Annotated in this window: 17 protein-coding genes; 9 read left to right on the top strand and 8 right to left on the bottom strand. The window is 69.6% G+C overall.

Annotated elements, in window-relative coordinates:
* Nucleotides 1-23: 23 nt before the first annotated feature.
* From ND450_RS30055 to ND450_RS30040, 4 genes are read left to right on the top strand one after another with little or no spacing between them, the layout of a single operon-like run.
* Entirely contained in the window at nucleotides 24-902 is an 879-nt protein-coding gene (locus ND450_RS30055) for a LysR family transcriptional regulator (RefSeq protein WP_089908548.1), read from the top strand.
* Between the two features lie 48 nt (nucleotides 903-950).
* Complete coding sequence (locus tag ND450_RS30050) at nucleotides 951-1,091, top strand: helix-turn-helix transcriptional regulator (protein ID WP_253321837.1); 141 nt, start codon at nucleotides 951-953, stop codon at nucleotides 1,089-1,091.
* A complete protein-coding gene (locus ND450_RS30045) occupies nucleotides 1,092-1,763 on the top strand; it encodes a DUF5753 domain-containing protein (RefSeq protein WP_253321836.1) in 672 nt (223 codons plus the stop codon). It begins immediately after the preceding gene.
* Between the two features lie 8 nt (nucleotides 1,764-1,771).
* Entirely contained in the window at nucleotides 1,772-1,951 is a 180-nt protein-coding gene (locus ND450_RS30040; protein ID WP_371927440.1) for a DUF397 domain-containing protein, read from the top strand.
* Here ND450_RS30040 and ND450_RS30035 read toward each other — a convergent pair.
* Nucleotides 1,948-2,622: a FadR/GntR family transcriptional regulator gene (locus tag ND450_RS30035; RefSeq protein ID WP_253321835.1), complete on the bottom strand. Its 675-nt coding sequence runs from the start codon at nucleotides 2,620-2,622 to the stop codon at nucleotides 1,948-1,950. The genes ND450_RS30040 and ND450_RS30035 overlap by 4 nt on opposite strands.
* A gap of 189 nt (nucleotides 2,623-2,811) precedes the next feature.
* Between ND450_RS30035 and nagA the strand changes: the two genes are divergently transcribed.
* From nagA to ND450_RS30020, 3 genes are all read left to right on the top strand, one after another.
* The gene (gene nagA, locus ND450_RS30030; protein WP_089908560.1) at nucleotides 2,812-4,014 is read left to right on the top strand and encodes an N-acetylglucosamine-6-phosphate deacetylase; all 1,203 of its coding nucleotides are present in this window, start codon (nucleotides 2,812-2,814) and stop codon (nucleotides 4,012-4,014) included.
* Nucleotides 4,015-4,261: 247 nt separating this feature from the next.
* Nucleotides 4,262-4,861: a DUF4097 family beta strand repeat-containing protein gene (locus tag ND450_RS30025; RefSeq protein WP_253321834.1), complete on the top strand. Its 600-nt coding sequence runs from the start codon at nucleotides 4,262-4,264 to the stop codon at nucleotides 4,859-4,861.
* A gap of 31 nt (nucleotides 4,862-4,892) precedes the next feature.
* On the top strand, nucleotides 4,893-5,927 hold the full coding sequence (locus ND450_RS30020; RefSeq protein ID WP_253321833.1) for a serine hydrolase: 1,035 nt from the start codon (nucleotides 4,893-4,895) through the stop codon (nucleotides 5,925-5,927).
* Nucleotides 5,928-5,983: 56 nt separating this feature from the next.
* On the opposite strand, the gene ND450_RS30015 is transcribed toward ND450_RS30020, so the two are convergent.
* Genes ND450_RS30015 through ND450_RS29995 form a run of 5 tightly spaced genes read right to left on the bottom strand, consistent with a single transcriptional unit; the run spans nucleotide 5,984 to nucleotide 11,541 of the window.
* Nucleotides 5,984-7,000, bottom strand: coding sequence for an SIS domain-containing protein (locus ND450_RS30015; protein WP_371927438.1), 1,017 nt, complete (start codon nucleotides 6,998-7,000; stop codon nucleotides 5,984-5,986).
* Nucleotides 7,001-7,017: 17 nt separating this feature from the next.
* The gene (locus ND450_RS30010; protein ID WP_253321831.1) at nucleotides 7,018-8,436 is read right to left on the bottom strand and encodes a glycoside hydrolase family 3 protein; all 1,419 of its coding nucleotides are present in this window, start codon (nucleotides 8,434-8,436) and stop codon (nucleotides 7,018-7,020) included.
* A gap of 3 nt (nucleotides 8,437-8,439) precedes the next feature.
* Nucleotides 8,440-9,258 carry a carbohydrate ABC transporter permease gene (locus ND450_RS30005; RefSeq protein WP_253321830.1) on the bottom strand — a complete coding sequence of 273 codons (819 nt, stop codon included), beginning with the start codon at nucleotides 9,256-9,258 and terminating at the stop codon, nucleotides 8,440-8,442.
* The gene (locus tag ND450_RS30000) at nucleotides 9,258-10,256 is read right to left on the bottom strand and encodes a carbohydrate ABC transporter permease (protein WP_089908576.1); all 999 of its coding nucleotides are present in this window, start codon (nucleotides 10,254-10,256) and stop codon (nucleotides 9,258-9,260) included. The genes ND450_RS30005 and ND450_RS30000 overlap by 1 nt, the downstream gene beginning before the upstream one ends.
* 10 nt (nucleotides 10,257-10,266) lie before the next feature.
* Nucleotides 10,267-11,541, bottom strand: a complete 1,275-nt coding sequence (locus tag ND450_RS29995; RefSeq protein WP_089908579.1) for a sugar ABC transporter substrate-binding protein — start codon at nucleotides 11,539-11,541, stop codon at nucleotides 10,267-10,269.
* A gap of 223 nt (nucleotides 11,542-11,764) precedes the next feature.
* On the opposite strand from ND450_RS29995, the gene ND450_RS29990 reads away from it, so the two are divergent.
* Both ND450_RS29990 and ND450_RS29985 read left to right on the top strand, forming a co-directional pair.
* Nucleotides 11,765-12,520, top strand: a complete 756-nt coding sequence (locus ND450_RS29990) for a GntR family transcriptional regulator (protein ID WP_089910302.1) — start codon at nucleotides 11,765-11,767, stop codon at nucleotides 12,518-12,520.
* Entirely contained in the window at nucleotides 12,517-13,977 is a 1,461-nt protein-coding gene (locus tag ND450_RS29985; protein ID WP_256557318.1) for an MFS transporter, read from the top strand. Before ND450_RS29990 ends, ND450_RS29985 begins: the two co-directional genes overlap by 4 nt.
* A gap of 77 nt (nucleotides 13,978-14,054) precedes the next feature.
* On the opposite strand, the gene ND450_RS29980 is transcribed toward ND450_RS29985, so the two are convergent.
* Entirely contained in the window at nucleotides 14,055-14,969 is a 915-nt protein-coding gene (locus tag ND450_RS29980) for a threonine/serine dehydratase (RefSeq protein WP_253321829.1), read from the bottom strand.
* Nucleotides 14,966-15,895 (bottom strand): threonine/serine dehydratase, encoded by a 930-nt coding sequence (locus tag ND450_RS29975; protein WP_089908585.1) that lies wholly within the window; start codon nucleotides 15,893-15,895, stop codon nucleotides 14,966-14,968. The genes ND450_RS29980 and ND450_RS29975 overlap by 4 nt, the downstream gene beginning before the upstream one ends.
* Between the last annotated feature and the right edge of the window lie 52 nt (nucleotides 15,896-15,947).

Genomic DNA, 15,947 nt, shown 5'->3' with positions numbered 1-15,947 from the left:
CTCGGAACGTTAAGCTGAGCTTTGTGTTGGACGTACGGCGGCTTCGGCTGCTCCACGCTTTGTCGGTCCACGGCACGGTCACGGCCGCCGCCGAGGCCCTGCACGTGACCTCGCCCGCGGTCTCCCAGCAGCTCGCGGCCCTGGAACGCGAGGCCGGCGTCGCCCTGGTCGAACGGGACGGGCGTCGGTTGGCGTTGACGCGCGCCGGGCACGTGCTGGCCGCGCACACGCAACTGGTGCTGGACCAACTCGCCGCCGCCGAAGCCGACCTGGCGTCGTTGCGGACCTCGGTGTCCGGCGTGGTGCGCGTCGGGGCGTTCGTGTCGGTCGCCGCGTTGCTGCCGCGCGTGATCCAGGTGCTGCGGTCCGAGCACGGGTCCGATGTGGACCTGTTCGTGCACGAGATGGAACCGGAGGCGTCCCTGCCCGCGTTGCGGCGCGGGGACATCGACATCGCGGTCATCCACTCGTACAACATCATGCCGCGCTCGCTGCCGGAGTCGTGCGAGTCGTTCGAGCTGTTCGTGGAACCGGTGAACGTCGCCCTGCCGTTGTCGGATCCGTTGGTGCAGCAGGATTCCGTGGATCTTTCGGTGTTGGCGGACCGGCCGTGGATCATGCCGCGCACCGACGCTTCGTGCCACGAGCTGACGCAGCGGGCGTGTGGTGCTGCCGGGTTCGTGCCGCGGGCGCAGGCCTACTGCGACGACTTCGGGGTGATGTGCGGGCTGGTCGAGGCGGGTCTCGGGGTGGCGCTGGTGCCCTCGGTGGCTCGGCGGCCTGGGGTGGCGTTGCGGCCGTTGACGCAGCAGATCTTCCGGACTGTGTCAGCGGTGGTGCGGAACCGGGCGGACGGGCAGCCAGCCGTTCGGGTGGTCCTGGAACAGCTGCGCCAGGTCTAGGCGCGGTGAGAATCTCAGATTCCAGATCACGCCGATAACGTCTCATTCGTGTCCGAACCCACGTTCCGGCAGCGGCGCCTCGGCAGGGCCCTCCAGGCGCTGCGCGAGAGGGCGCGGCTCAGCCAGAAGGACATCGCCGAGCGGCTGCGCTACAACATCGCGAAGGTCAGCCGGATCGAGAACGGCTAGGTGCCGGACTACTCCGCGTTCGAGACGATGCTGGACGTGTACGGCGTGATCGCCGACGACCAGGAGCCGTACGTCGAGATGTGGCAGCTCGCGGACGAGAAGGCGTGGTGGCACCAGTACCGGCTGGAGGACCAGGGCTACATCAGCCTCGAACACGACGCCACGGTGATCAGGACGTTCGAGGCCAGTTACATCCCCGGCCTGGTGCAGACCAGGAAGTACATGCGTGCGCTGTTCGCCAGCGTGCGGGCGCCGCGGTCGAAGAGGTGGGTCGAGGATCAGGTCGCGATTCGAGGGCGCAGGCAGCAGCGCCTCCGTGGTGACCAACCGGTGGAGTACCACGCGATCATCACTGAGTCCGCGCTTCGGCATGCGGACCGCGAGCAGCTGCTGCACATCAACGAAGTGAGCGAGTTGCCCAACGTCACCCTGCAGGTCATCCTCGACTCGATCGGCCTGCACGAGGGGTACAACGGCTCATTCGCGTTGCTGGACTTCCCCTACCCCAGCGACCCTCGCGTGCTGTACGTCGAACACACCGAGGGATCGATCCACATCGAGGATCCGGCTCGGGTGAAGTCCGCTACCCTGACTTTCAAGCACCTCTCGAAGCTGGCGTTGACCCCGGAGGAGTCCGCCGCGTTGATCGAGAGGTTGGCTGCCGAGAGGTAGGGATCGACGTGTCCGTCGTGTGGCGTAAGGGCAGCCGCAGCAACAGCGGGGGAAACGGCAACTGCGTCGAGATTGCGCTGAACGGCGCCATCGCGCTGGTGCGGGACTCCAAGAATCAGGCTTCGACCATCGTCGTGCCCGGCTGGACCGGCTTCCTGGACGCCGTCAAGCGCGGCGACTTCGACTAAGCCAGGTCCGACAGCCACTGCTCGACGCCCGCCACGTGCACCGTGGACCAGCTGCGCGCGAGCTCCGGCTGGTGTGCGGCCAGCGCGTCCACGATGGCGCGGTGCTCGGCCACCGTGCGGTCCACGGCGTTCGACTGGGTGATGCCGCGCCAGATCCGCACCCGCACGGTGGGGCCGGCCAGGGTGTCGAGGAGCTGGGCCAGGTAGGCGTTGCCCGAGCACTCGGCGATGGCGCGGTGGAAGTCGAGGTCGTGCTCGACCAGCTCCTCGACGGACTTGGCGCTCTCGGCCGCGTCGCAGAGGGCGCGGAGCCTCACGATCTCGTCCGGTTCCACCCTTTGGGCGGCCATCGCGGCCGCCGCGGGCTCCAGGATGCGGCGTACTTGGAGGACCTCCAAGACGGAATCCTCGCCTCGGTGCAGGTCGAGCACGAAGGACAGAGCACCGAGCAGGTCGTCCGCGCGCAGTGACGAGACGTACGTGCCGTCGCCCTGGCGGACGTCGAGAACGCGCACCAGGGACAGCGCCTTGACGGCCTCGCGCAGCGAGTTGCGGGACAGTCCGAGGCGTTCTGCCAGGTCAGCCTCTCGCGGGAGGCGGTCGCCGGGCTTGAGTTCGCCCGAAACGATCATCTCCTTGACGCGCAGGATCGCATCGTCGGTGACTGCCACAGCACCCTCAACTCGTCGTAGACCTCGGATGTCTGGTGCCCAGTATGCGCCACAGATGGTCATCTTCGTGGCATGCCGGGCATTTCGGGCTTCATTCACCAAATGCTATGTGAGATGGTTATCTACTAACGACACGTGACGAGAACCGCAGTTGTGGCCATAATGGTCTGGACCATTCAAGGAGGGATCTTGGACGCCGTTGTCGCAGCACCGCGCGCATTGCTCGGTCGCACGATCGTCGGTCCTGCCTCGGTGCGGATCAGGGACGGCCGCATCGTCGAGGTGACCACCGGTGAAGCACCACCCGGCGCGGAGGTCCTGTCCGACGGCCTGCTGACGCCGGGCCTGGTCGACGTGCAGGTGAACGGCGCCGTCGGCGTCGACTTCGCCGAGGTGGACGCCCACGGGATGCGTTCCGTGGCCGAAGCTCTGCCGTCCACCGGTGTGACCCGGTTCTTGCCCACGTTGATCACCGCACCGGTCGACGTGGTCCTCAGGCAGGCCCGTGCCGTGCTCGCCGCCTCCGCCGCGCTGCCGGACGGGGTGGGTGCGCGGCCGCTGGGCGTGCACCTCGAAGGCCCCTTCCTGTCGCCCAAACGGGCAGGGGTGCACGACCCGTCGTTCATGGTCGAGCCTGGTCCGGACCAGATCTCGGCGCTGCTGGACGACGACCTGATCCGCCGCGCGCTGCGGATGGTGACGATGGCACCCGAGCAGCCGGGTGGTTTCGAAGCCGTTCGCAGGCTCGCCGAGGCCGGCGTGCTCGTCGCCGTCGGCCACTCGGACGCCACCGGCGAGCAGACGCGGGCCGCCGCGGACGCCGGTGCGCGGATGGTGACGCACCTGTTCAACGCCCAGAGGCCGTTGGGGCACCGCGAACCCGGTGTGCCCGGCGTGGCTCTGGTCGACGAGCGCTTCACCCTCGGTCTCATCGCGGACCTGGCCCACGTGGGCCCGGACGTGTGCCGCCTCGTGTTCAACGCGGCCGGTGCACGGGTCGCGCTGGTCACCGATGCCGTCGCCGCCGCGGGGATGCCGCCCGGCCGCTACCACCTCGGTGGCGCGGACGTGCTGCTCACCGAGGACGGCGTGCCGCGTTCGCCGGAGGGCACGATCGCCGGCTCGGCGCTGACGCTGGACCGCGCCGTGCGGAACATCGTCTCCGTCGGTGTGCCGGTGGCCGACGCCCTCGCCTCGGCGACGATCGTGCCCGCCGAGGTCATCGGCGAGTCCGGTCTCGGCCGCCTCGCGCCGGGTGCCGTCGCGGACCTCGTGTGGTGGGACGACGACCTGCGGCCCAAGAAGGTCTGGGTCGACGGCCGGGTCGTCTTCGACGCGGAGGTGCCCGTCGCACCGCCCGTCGCGGCCGGGTACGCCACCGCGGGCCAGTAGAACACCGAACGACCGAGAAGGGCGCCTCCCCGCGCGAACCGGGGGAGGCGCCCTTTTTTGGTGCGCCCGCAGCATTCAGAATCAATCCATTGCAACGCAACGTTGCGTTGAAAATCCAGACCGTTGCAACGATATTGCTGCTTTGAGGTGCATAAACAAGGCTTTCGTGCAACGAACCTGTTGGCCAGATTTGGAAACGCAACGTAGCGTTTCGCTCATCAGAAACACCGAGCCACAGGAGCCAGAGATGCAGACCTTCGCCACCCCCGTCCCCATCGCCACCGTGCTCGACATCCCCGCGGGCCGGGTCCAGTTCATCGCCGCCGACCGCACCGACACCTCCGTCGAGGTCCTCCCCGCCGACGCCTCCCGGGGCCGCGACGTGAAGGCCGCCGCGCAGGTCGAGGTCGACTTCACCGACGGCGTCCTGCGCATCACGTCCGAGGCCGGCGGCAAGGTCCTCGGCCCGTCCGGTGCCGTCGAGGTCACCGTCGGACTGCCCGCCGGATCGCGGGTCGAGGCCAAGGTCGCCGCAGCCGAGTTCCGCGGCGTCGGACGTCTCGGCGACATCGCGTTCGAGGCCGCGCAGAGCGACATCAAGATCGACGAGGCCGCCGACGTCCGCCTCACCACCCAGGCCGGTGACGTCACCGTGGGCCGCCTCAACGGATCCGCCGAGATCAGCACCCTCAAGGGCGACATCACCGTCGCCTCCGCGCGGTCCGCCTCGCTCGACGCCGGCACGTCCCACGGCCGCGTCACCAACTCGCTGCGCAACGACGGCACGGACGGCATCACCATCCGCGCCACCACGTCCTACGGCGACATCACCGCCCGCAGCCTCTGACCACCACCTCGAAACCGTTAGGAGCACGACGATGCAGAAGATCGCCCAGGAAATGGTCGACGCCGCTTTCACCGGTGTGGAGCTGCGCCTGCACGACGAATCCGGTGACAGCACCTGGAGGGCCGGGCGCAGTGAGATCGACGGGAACGCGGAACCCCCGCCGAACGGGCACGTGCGGATCGGCAGCAACACCAAGACGTTCGTCGCGGTCGCGGTGCTGCGGCTCGTGGCGGACGGCCTGGTCGAGCTCGACGGCCCGGTGGACGACCACCTGCCCGAGTTCGGGATCGACCGCCGGATCACGGTCCGGATGCTGCTCCAGCACACCAGCGGGCTGTTCAACCACACCGGCGAGTACTACGAGGACGGCACGGTCGCGCCGGGAATCCTCTGGCAGGGCAAGGAGTTCGTGGAAGCCCGGTTCCAGTCGCACAAGGCGGAGGACCTGGTGCGGTTCGCGCTGTCCAAGCCGGTGCGGTTCGAGCCGGGGACGGACTGGAGCTACGCCAACACCAACTACGTGATCGCCAGGCTGCTGGTCGAGAAGGTCACCGGCACGCCGATCGCCGAGGCGATGCGGAAGCTGGTCCTCGACCCGCTCGGGCTGAACGACACGTCGGTGCCGACCGGTCCGGAGATCGCCGAGCCCCACGCCCACGCCTACTACCGCTACGACGACGGCGGGGAGCGGATCGTCGACGTCACCCGCATCGACCCGTCCTGGGTCTCGAGCGGCGGCGACATGATCTCGACGACCGCGGACCTGGGGACGTTCATCCGGGCGCTCCTGCGCGGTGAGCTCCTGCCGGCACCGTTGCTCGCCGAGATGCTCGAACCGCACCCGAAGGTGCCGTACGGCCTGGGTGTGTTCGTGACGGAAACGGGCAGCGGCAAGGTGATCAGCCACAACGGCGGCGCGATCGGCCACGGCGCGCTGATGTACGCCACGGCCGACGGCGGCAAGTCCCTGACCGCCGCGTTGAACTACGTCGACGACGCGGACCTGTCGCTGGCGCAGGCGTTCCAGGAGATCACGGCGAAGCTCGTCGCAGAAGTGTTCGGCTGAGTCACCAGAGAAGAGCCCGCCTGGGGGGACCAGGCGGGCTCTTCCGGTGGTGCGGCTCAGAGCGTGCGGGTGACCTTGTTCAGGCCGCGCGGGCTGTCCGGGTCGCCACCGCGGGCCAGCGCCAGGCCGTAGGCCAGGCGTTGCACGGGCAGGATCTCCAGCACCGGCGCCACTTCCTCGGCCGTCTCCGGGATGCCGATCGACAGCGTCGCCCCGACCTTCTCCGAGGCCGAGCCGACCGCCACGACGTCCGCACCGCGCTGGTGCACCACGTCGAGGGCGTCACGCAGCGAGTCGCCGCCCTTGCCCAGCGACGTGATCGCCAGCACCGCGGTTTCGCCGTCGACGGCGGCGACCGGGCCGTGCAGCAGGTCGGCGCCGCTGTACGCGCGGGCCGCCAGGTAGGAGGTCTCGGCCAGCTTCAGCGACGCCTCCAGTGCCGTGGCGTAGGAGTAGCCGCGGCCGGTGGTCAGGACCCGGTCCACGAACCGGTAGCGGCGCACCGCCTCTTCCACGGTCGGAGCCGACGCGTCGAGCGTGACCTGGGCCAGCTCGCCGAGGTTGGCCGCCGCCTCGCCGTTGCCGCCGCGCACCGCGTCGACCAGCAGGTACAGGGCCAGCAACGTCGCCGAGTAGGTCTTGGTGGCGGCGACCGCGTGCTCGACGCCCGCCGAGACGTTCACCGAGAGCTCGGCGGCCGCGTTCAGGGGCGAGTCGGGCGTGTTCGTCACGGCCACGGTCAGCGCGCCGCGCCTGCGGTAGGAGGCGGTGACCTCCAGCAGGTCGGGGGAGCCGCCGGACTGCGACACCGTCACGAGCAGCACGTCGCGCAGGTCCGGCTCGGCGCCGTACAGGGTGGTGGTCGACGCGGAGACCAGGCCCGCCGGGAGCTCCAGCAGGACCTCGGTCAGGTACTTCGCGTAGATCGCGGCGTGGTCGCTCGAGCCGCGGGCCGCGAACAGCACGAAGCGCGGCGCGCGTTCGCGGATCACGGCGGCCACCTCGGCGATCGCCGAGCGCGACTCGTAGAGGGACGAGAAGATCGACGGCTGGGCGGCGATCTCCGCTGCCATGTGACGGCCTGGCGTGGTCATGTCGTGCCTTTCAGGATCAGCTCGGCCGCGGCTCGGAGGCTCACCCGAGAACCGCCGTGGGTGTCGATGCGGGCGACGCTGCCCAGGTCCGGACCTGGCACGCCGGTTTCGACGTGCACGACGTCCAGCTCCAGATTAGTTAAGTTTGTTACCAGTTGTCGAGCGCTCGTGTGGCGGTGCGCGTCCCGGGTCACGACCACAATCGTGCGGTCACCCGCGACTTCCGCAACTTCGGCCGCGGAGACGTCGCGCACGGCGATGATCTCCGCGCCCGGCAGCACCTCGTGCAGGTACGGGCCGAGGCCCCACGGGACGTCGCCGACCGCGATCGACGGGTCCACCACGAGGTCGACGACGACCGGGTTCGGACCGACACTAACCCGGCCGCGCACCTCGATGGCACGCCGAGCGGCTGTGAGACCGATCTCGGCGTCATGCGCGTCCACTGTGGACGGCGGCAGTCCGAGCGCCAGCGACCGCGCGGCCGCCTGCGTCAGCCGTTCCTCGGAGAGGTCACCGGACTTGACCGCCGCGACGATCGAGTCGATCAGCCACTGCAGATCGTCGTCGTCCAACGCGATCCCGCCGAGGCAGAGCGCGTCCACGCCGGCGGCCAGTGCGCGCACGGCGCCGTGGGCCAGGTCTCCGCCGACGGCCTTCATGTCCAGGCCGTCGGTGATCAGCGCGCCGGTGAAGCCGAGTTCGGTGCGCAGCAGGTCGATCGCGTGCTTGTTCAGCGTCACCGGCTGCGGACCCCACTCGGGGACCACGAGGTGGCCGGTCATGATCGAGCGGACGCCCGCGTTCACGGCCGCCCGGAACGGGACGAGCTCCACGGCCCGCAGCTGCTCCTCGGTGCGGGGGAGCACCGGCAGCTGCTCGTGCGAGTCCTCAGTGGACGCCCCGTGGCCCGGGAAGTGCTTGGCGCAGGCGGCGACGCCCACGGCCTGCAGTCCCTCGACCCACGCGGCGACGTGCCGGGCGGCGAGCACCGGGTCCGAGCCGAACGCGCGGACGCCGATGATCGGGTCGTCCAGCGTCAGCACCAGGTCCGCGGACGGCGCGAGGTTGAGCGAGATCCCGCACTTCGCGAGGCGGGACCCGATGGACGCGGCGACGGACCTCGTGAGGTCGAGGTCGTCCGCCGCGCCCAGGGCGTGGTTGCCCGGCACCTCGGAGCCGCGGCCCGCGTCGAGACGCGTGACGTCGCCGCCCTCCTCGTCGATGCCGATCACCGCGTCCGGGCGCACCGAACGCAGTTCGCCGCAGAGCGCGGTCACCTGGGCGTCGTCGACGACGTTGCGCCCGAAGAGCACAACGCCGCCGAGGCCGTCAGCGACCCGCCGCAGCAACCAGTCGGGGGCGGTCGTTCCGTGGAAACCGGGAAGCAGAACGGCAGCGGCCAACTGATCCACGCGTCATCCCTTCACGGCACCGGCGGTGACACCGGCGACCATCTTGCGCTGGACGATCAGGAAGAACACCAGCGCGGGCACGGTGAACAGGACGGACGCGGCCATCGCGCCACCCCAGTCGGTGCCGAACGCGGTCTGGAACCCGGACAGCCACACGGGCAGCGTCTCCAGGTCCTGGCTGCGGATCAGCACCTTGGCGAACAGGAACTCGTTCCACGCGGTGATGAACGCGAAGACCGAGGTCGCCACGAGACCCGGACCGAGCAGCGGCAGCGTCACCTTCTGGAACGCCTTCCACCGGCCGCACCCGTCGACCATCGCGGCCTCCTCGAGCTCGATCGGGATGCCGTTGACGAACCCGCGCAACGTCCACGCGCAGAACGGCAGCGTCACCGCGAAGTACACGAGGATCAGCGACGACAGGTGTTCGTAGAGCTGGAGGTCGCGCATCATCAGGAACATCGGGATCAGCAACGCCTCGAACGGCGCCATCTGCGCGACCAGCATCAGCAGCACGAAGCTCTTGCGGCCGCGGAACGCGAAGCGCGACATGGCGACCGCCGCCGTGATGCCGATGACGATCGCGGCCAGGACCGCGGTCAGCGTCACCAGGAGGCTGTTGCCGAGCGACGACAGGAAGCCCGGCTTCGTCCACGCGGTGACGAAGTTCGAGAACGTCACCGAGAACGGGACGAGGTCGTAGTCCGACGTGATCGTCGAGCCCTTGGGCTTCAACGCCGTCGTGATCATCCAGTACGTCGGGAAGAGGAAGAACAGAGCGAGTGCGAGACCAGCGACGTTGGCCGCCGACTTCTTGAGCATCAGATCTTCCCCTCCTCGGTCTGCAGGAGCTTCCGCAGGTACTGGAACGTGATCAGGCCCAGGATGACCATCATCAGCACGGAGATCGCGGCCGCGACGCCGAAGTGGCTCTTCGCGATGCCCTCCAGGTACTGCAGGACCGGCAGCGTCGTGCTCTGCCCGCTGGGACCGCCCTCGCGGAACACCCAGATCTGGGCGAAGACCTTGAAGTCCCACAGGGTCGAGAGGAACGTCACCATCATCAGCAGCGACTTGATCTCCGGCCACGTCACCGCGCGGAACGTCTGCCACGGCGAGGCGCCGTCGATGCCCGCCGCCTCGTAGAGGTCGCGCGGGATGCCGACGAGTCCGGCGTACAGCGAGAAGGCGAGGAAGGGGATCGCCTGCCAGATGATCAACAGGCCGACGACGGACAGCGTCGACGAGCCCGAGGAGAACCACGAGTAGCCGGCGAACGAGTCGAAGCCCAGCTGCACCAGCGTCTTGTTCAAGATGCCGTAGTTCTGGTCGAACATCCACTGGTAGACCGTGGTCGACGCGAGGATCGGCATGGCCCACGCGCAGAGCATCGCGATCTGCAGGGCGATCCGCACCCACGGCGTCAGCACGCGCATCAGCAGGGCGATGCCGAGGCCCGCGCCCACCGACGCCCCGACGACGGAGACGGTGAACACGACGGTCCGCAGCGAGACTTCCCAGAAGCGCTCGTCCTGCAGCACGGTCGTGTAGTTGTCGAGGCCCGTCCACACGATCTCGCCGCGAACCAGCTCGCCGAGGTTCAGCTGGCGGAAGCTCGTCACGAAGACGGAGACGACCGGCCAGCCGATCAGCCAGAGGATCGCGATGAGAGCGGGAGCGAGCAGCAGGTAGGGCAGCGCCCGGTCGAAGGCGCTGCCCCGGCGGCGGCGCTTGCGCGCCCCACCCGTCACGGCAGGCGGCAGCGCCGGAGGGATGTCCCCTGCCGGCGCTGCCGTTTCGGTCGTTTCGACGGCCGTCATCTCAGCTTGGCTAGGCCATGGCCTTGGTGATGGCGTCGCTCGCGTCCTTCGTGGCCTGGTCCAGCGACTTCGCGCCGGTCAGGTACGCGGTGAGAGCGTCCTTCAGCGGGTTCTGGCCCGCCTCGACGGCCGCCCACTTCGGGGTCACCGGGGTGACCTTGCCGTTGGGGGACGAGTCCGCCATGGCCTTGCCGATCGCGTTGCTCGCGAGCTTCGCGGTGTCCTTCGAGGTGCCGGGAACCGCGCCGCCCTCGGCGAGCATGTCCTGGTACTTCTTGGACGACAGCAGGGCCAGGTACTTCTTGGCCGCGTCCGCGTTCTTGGAGGACGCCGGGATGGCGAGGTTCGAGCCGCCGAGGAACACGGGGGCGGACGAGCCGGCCTTCTTGGACGGGATCGGGAAGGCCGCGGTCTTGGTGGCCAGGTCCGCGTTCGCCTTCACGGCGCCGCCGAGCTCCCACGGGAGGCCGACCATCATGCCGACGTTGCCCGTGCCGAAGACCTCCATCTGCTGGGGCTTCGCCTCGTCGATGTCAGCCGGGACCTTCTTGGTGGCCGACGCGTCGTAGATCGCCTTGTAGGCCTCGAAGCCCGCCTTCGCCTGCGGGGTGTCGAGCGTGCCGGTCCACTTGCCGCCGTCCTGCTTGGCGATGTCGCCGCCCTCGTCCCAGATGAGGGACAGCAGGAAGTACCAGGACTGACCGGGCAGGTACAGGGCCTGGAAGTCCGGGTTGGACGCGTTCGCGGCCTTGAGCTTGTTGATCGCGTCGATCCACTCGGCACGCGAGGTCGGCGGCTGCGCGACACCCGCGGCCTGCAGCAGGTCGGTGCGGTAGATGACCGTGCGGTTCGCGGCGTAGAACGGAACGCCGTACTGCTTGCCGTTCAGCGTCAGCGAGTCCTTGAGACCGCCGAGCCACTCGCCACCGTTGAACTGGCCCGCGTCAGCGGTCAGGTCGGCCAGCGTGCCCTGGTCGGCGAAGGACGCCGTCTGGGTGTTGCCGAGCTCGATGACGTCCGGCGGCGTGCTGCTGGCCAGCGCGGTGGTCAGCTTCTCCTGGATGCCGGTCCACTTCTGGACCTCGTACTTGACCTTGATGCCGTTCGCCGACTCGAACTCCTTGTTCAAGGCGTCGGTCAGGGTCGGCGCCGCGGAGCCGTCCATGAGCCACACGGTGATCTCTTTGGTCTCCGTGCCGCCACCGCTGCTCGTGCTCGTGCCACAACCTGACACGGCCACTGCCAGCGCGGCGGCACCGACAGCGAGTCCTCTCCAGCCCTTCACAGTTCGCGCCCTTTCACCAAGCCCGGCTCTCGGCCGGAACGTCCAAGTGGTGTAGACCAATGCGGAACAGCGTGTGCTGCGTCACCGCGTCTGTCAAGCGCGTGACCAAGACGTTGCGAAGTCATCGGACGAATTTCGGGACGGATGTCGGGGGTTCGGACGCACGAATCGACACGGACAAGGCATCCTTGTGATGCGTGACATGGAGTGCGAGGAGGAGGCCATGCTGGAGACGACGCCTGCATCAGGCGTGGACGCCAGGACGCGTGCGCAACGCGAACCCAAGTACTGGGGTCTCAAGCGGCACCTGCTCGACCTGTTGAGGGCGCTGCCGCCCGGTTCGCCGATCCCGACGGAACGGTCGCTGGCCGCGGAGTTCGACGTCTCCAGGACGACCGTCCGCCAGGCGCTCGCCGAGCTCACGGTGGAAGGCCGGCTGCTCCGTGTGCAGGGCAAGGGCACCTTTGCGGCGGAACCCAAGGTCGCCCAGAGGTTGCAGCTGTCTTCGTACACAGAGGACATGCGCGCCCAGGGCCGCGTGCCGTCGTCCAAGCTGATCGAGGCCTCCGAGATGCCCGCGGAGGCCGAGCTCGCGCGGCTGCTCGGCGTGCGTCCCGGCGCCAAGGTCCTGCGGCTGCACCGCCTGCGCCTCGCCGACAACGAGCCGATGGCCATCGAGACGACCCACCTCGCGCTGGGCCGCTTCCGCGGGCTGCGCCGGTACCTGGCGCCCGGCGCCTCGCTGTACCAGGTGCTGTCCGAGCGGTTCGGTGTCGAGATGGGACACGCCGAGGAGACGATCGAGACCGCCCTCGCGTCGCCTGAAGAGGCAGAACTGCTCGGCGCGGACATCGGCCTGCCGATGCTGCTGCTCTCACGGCACTCGTACGACACCGACGGCAATCCGATCGAGTGGGTGCGTTCGGTCTACCGCGGCGACCGCTACAAGTTCGTCGCCACGCTGAACCGGCCGTCTTGATCGCCTGGGGCACGCCACGCGCCCGCTGGGTGCTGACCACGACGATCCTCGGGTCGGGCATGGCCATGCTCGACGGGACGATCGTCAACGTGGCGCTGCCCAGGATCGGCGCGGAGTTCGACGCGTCGGTCACCGACCTGCAGTGGATCCTGAACGGGTACCTGCTGGCCCTGGCCTCGCTGATCCTGGTCGCCGGCTCGCTCGGCGACCGGTTCGGACGTCGTCGCGTCTACGTCGTCGGCGTGATCTGGTTCGGCGTCGCGTCGCTGCTGTGCGGTGCCGCGTGGAACGTCCCGGTGCTGGTGGCGGCCCGTGTGCTGCAGGGCGTCGGCGCCGCGTTGCTGACACCCGGCGCGCTGGCGATCCTGCAGTCGTCGTTCAACCGCGAGGACCGCTCGCGGGCGATCGGCGCGTGGTCGGGCCTCTCCGGCGTGGCCACCGCCGTCGGGCCCCTGGTCGGCGGACTGCTCGTGCAGGCCTGGTCGTGGCGGCTCGCGTTCCTGGTGAACCTGCCGGTGGCGGCCCTGTGCGTGGTTCTCGCGCTGCGGTTCGTGCCGGAGTCGCAGGACGACGAGGCGGGCCACCCGAACTACCTGTCCGCCCTGGTCGGCGCCCTGGGCCTCGCGCTGCTGACGGGCGGTCTGGTCGAGCAGTCCTACCTGGTGGCCTTCGCCGGACTGGTCGCGATGATCGCGTTCGGCGTGGTGCAGAAGCGGTCGTCCGACCCGCTGGTGCCACCGGAGCTGTTCCGCAACAGGACGTTCCTGGTCTCGAACGTCCTGACGTTCCTCGTCTACGCGGCGCTGGGCGGCGTGATGGTGCTGCTCGTGCTGCAACTGCAGATCTCGCTGGGCTACTCGCCGACGGCGTCGGGCCTGGCCAGCGTGCCGATCACGATCATCATGCTGCTGGCCTCGTCGACGTCCGGGCGCATCGCCCAGCGCTACGGTCCCCGGTTGCAGCTGATCGTCGGGCCGATCCTCGTCGGTGTGGGCATGCTGTTGCTGCGCAACGCCACGCCTGGTGCCTCGTACGTGACCGGTGTGCTGCCCGGTGTGCTGGTGTTCGGCGTCGGCCTGGCGATCGTGGTGGCCCCGGTGACCGCGACCGTGCTCGCCTCCGCCCCTGATCACCACGCGGGTGTGGCTTCCGGCGTGAACAACGCCGTGGCCCGCACCGGCGGCCTGCTCGCGACGGCCGTGCTGCCCGCGGCCGTCGGGTTGACGGGCGACGACTACACGAACCCGGCCGTCATGACCGCCGGGTGGGAGATGGCCCTCGTGCTGTGCGCGGTGGCCGCGATCATCGGTGGCGTGCTGGCCTTCGGCGTGGACAACCGGGTGCTGGCGGCGGCGCCGGAGCAGCAGGAGGCGCCGCACCCCGGCGAGTGCCTGCACTGCGGGGTGGAGGGGCCGCCGACGCACATCCGGTCGGGCGGGGAGAGGGCGCCGCTGTAGGGGCCGGTGCCTGCGGCACTCCGCACCTACCACCTACCACCTACCGCCTGCTGCCAGCCGCAGCCCGGCGTCCCAGCTCAGCCCGCCAGCAGCCTCGCCAGCAGCGCGGGCTCCACGTTCCCGCCCGACACCACCGCGACCCCGCCCCCGCCCCCGCCGATCTTCTCCTGCGCCGCCACCGCCACGGCCCCACTGGGCTCCGCGACCAGCCGCGCCTGCCGGGCCAGCCGCGCCATCGCCCCGAAGATCTCGTCCTCCGACACCGTGACCACGTCGTCCACGTACCGGCCGATGTGCTCCCAGGTGAGCGCCGAGGGCTCATCCCTCAACGCGTCAGCGGCCGTCTGAGCGCGCTTCAGCGGGTCCCAGCGCACCAGTTCGCCCGTTGTGAGCGATTCCGCGATGTCCGCGGCCAGCTCGGGTTCGGCGCCGAGCACGCGGACGTCCGGGCGCAGCGACTTGATCGCCGTCGCCACGCCGGAGATCAGACCGCCGCCGGACATCGGCACCACGACGGTCTCTACGTCCGGCAGGTCCTCGAGGACTTCGAGGCCGATGGTGCCCTGGCCGGCGATCACGTCGGGGTGGTCGAACGGCGGGATCAGGGCCGCGCCGCGGTCCGCGACCAGGGCTTCCGCGCGTTCGACGCGTTCGGTGATGCCGACGATGAAGACCTCGGCACCCAGCGCGCGGGTGGCCTCGACCTTGACCGCCGGGGTGTTGTCCGGCATCACGATCGCGGCCGGGACGCCGTGCAGGCGGGCCGCGTAGGCCACGGCCTGGGCGTGGTTGCCGCTGGAGTACGCGACCACGCCGTTCGACCTGTTCTCCAGGCGTGCCAACGCGTTCAGCGCGCCGCGGAGCTTGAACGCGCCGATCGGTTGCAGGTTCTCCGGCTTGATCCATCCAGTTCCGAACGGCAGCAGCGGCGTTCGCACGACGTGGGGCGCGATCACCGCCGCCGCCGATCGGATGTCTGGGAGCGCGATCATCCGAGGATCGACGCCAGGAGGGTGGGCTCGATGTTGCCGCCGGAGACCACCGCGACGGCCGGACCGTCCGGCAGCTTCGCGTTGAGGTACGCGGCGACGGGCACGGCGCCGCTCGGCTCGGCGACGACCCGCGTGCGGCGCGCGATCTGGTTCACGGCGTCGCGGATCTCGTCCTCGGAGACGGTGACGAAGTCGTCGACGAGCTCGCTGATGTGGGCCCAGGTGAGTTCCGACGGCTCGGCGCGCAGGCCGTCCGCGATCGTGCGGGCGCGGTCGTGCGCGTTCCAGCGGACCTGCTTGCCCTCGGCGAACGACGCGGCGGCGTCGCCGGCGAGCTCGGGTTCGACGCCGATCACGCGGACGTCCGGGCGCAGCGCCTTGACCGCCACCGCGACGCCGGAGATCAGTCCACCACCGCTCACCGGCACCAGAACCGTTGCCACGTCGGGGAGATCGGCGATGATCTCCAGACCGGCGGTGCCCTGGCCGGCGATCACGTCCGCGTGGTCGAACGGCGGGATCAGCGTGGCGCCGCGCTCCTCGACCAGTTCGTACGCGCGGGACTCGCGCTCGGTGATGCCGACGACGAACACCTCGGCGCCGTGCGCGCGCGTCGCGTCGATCTTGAGCTGCGGGGTGTTCTCCGGCACGACGATCGCGGCCGGCATGCCGAGGGTCTTGGCCGCGTAGGCGACCGCCTGCGCGTGGTTGCCGCTCGAGTACGCCACGACACCGCGTGCCCGGTCCTCGGAAGGTATGCGGGACAACGCGTTCACGGCACCGCGGATCTTGAACGCACCGATCGGCTGCAACGACTCGGGCTTGATCCACAGGCCGGAGTCGAAGGGGAGCAACGGGGTGCGGACGACATGCGGGGCGATGGCGGCTGCGGCCGCGCGGACGTCTTCGAGGGTCACCAGGCGCATGGGTCGATGATGCACGTCACCGGGGCACAACCGGTGAACTGTGCCCAACGTC

This window comes from Lentzea sp. HUAS12 (assembly GCF_024125735.1).
Taxonomy (GTDB): Bacteria; Actinomycetota; Actinomycetes; order Mycobacteriales; family Pseudonocardiaceae; genus Lentzea; species Lentzea albida.
This window is presented reverse-complemented; position numbering and strand designations above follow the sequence as displayed.

Bases quoted from the DNA above. Each gene is read 5' to 3' on its own strand.
- ND450_RS30020 (WP_253321833.1), top strand. From the start codon at position 4,893: ATGCAGAAGATCGCCCAGGAAATGGTCGACGCCGCTTTCACCGGTGTG.
- ND450_RS30005 (WP_253321830.1), bottom strand. From the start codon at position 9,258: ATGCTCAAGAAGTCGGCGGCCAACGTCGCTGGTCTCGCACTCGCTCTG.
- ND450_RS30000 (WP_089908576.1), bottom strand. From the start codon at position 10,256: ATGACGGCCGTCGAAACGACCGAAACGGCAGCGCCGGCAGGGGACATC.
- ND450_RS29975 (WP_089908585.1), bottom strand. From the start codon at position 15,895: ATGCGCCTGGTGACCCTCGAAGACGTCCGCGCGGCCGCAGCCGCCATC.
- ND450_RS29990 (WP_089910302.1), top strand. From the start codon at position 11,765: ATGCTGGAGACGACGCCTGCATCAGGCGTGGACGCCAGGACGCGTGCG.
- ND450_RS29980 (WP_253321829.1), bottom strand. From the start codon at position 14,969: ATGATCGCGCTCCCAGACATCCGATCGGCGGCGGCGGTGATCGCGCCC.
- ND450_RS30015 (WP_371927438.1), bottom strand. From the start codon at position 7,000: ATGGCAGCGGAGATCGCCGCCCAGCCGTCGATCTTCTCGTCCCTCTAC.
- ND450_RS30025 (WP_253321834.1), top strand. From the start codon at position 4,262: ATGCAGACCTTCGCCACCCCCGTCCCCATCGCCACCGTGCTCGACATC.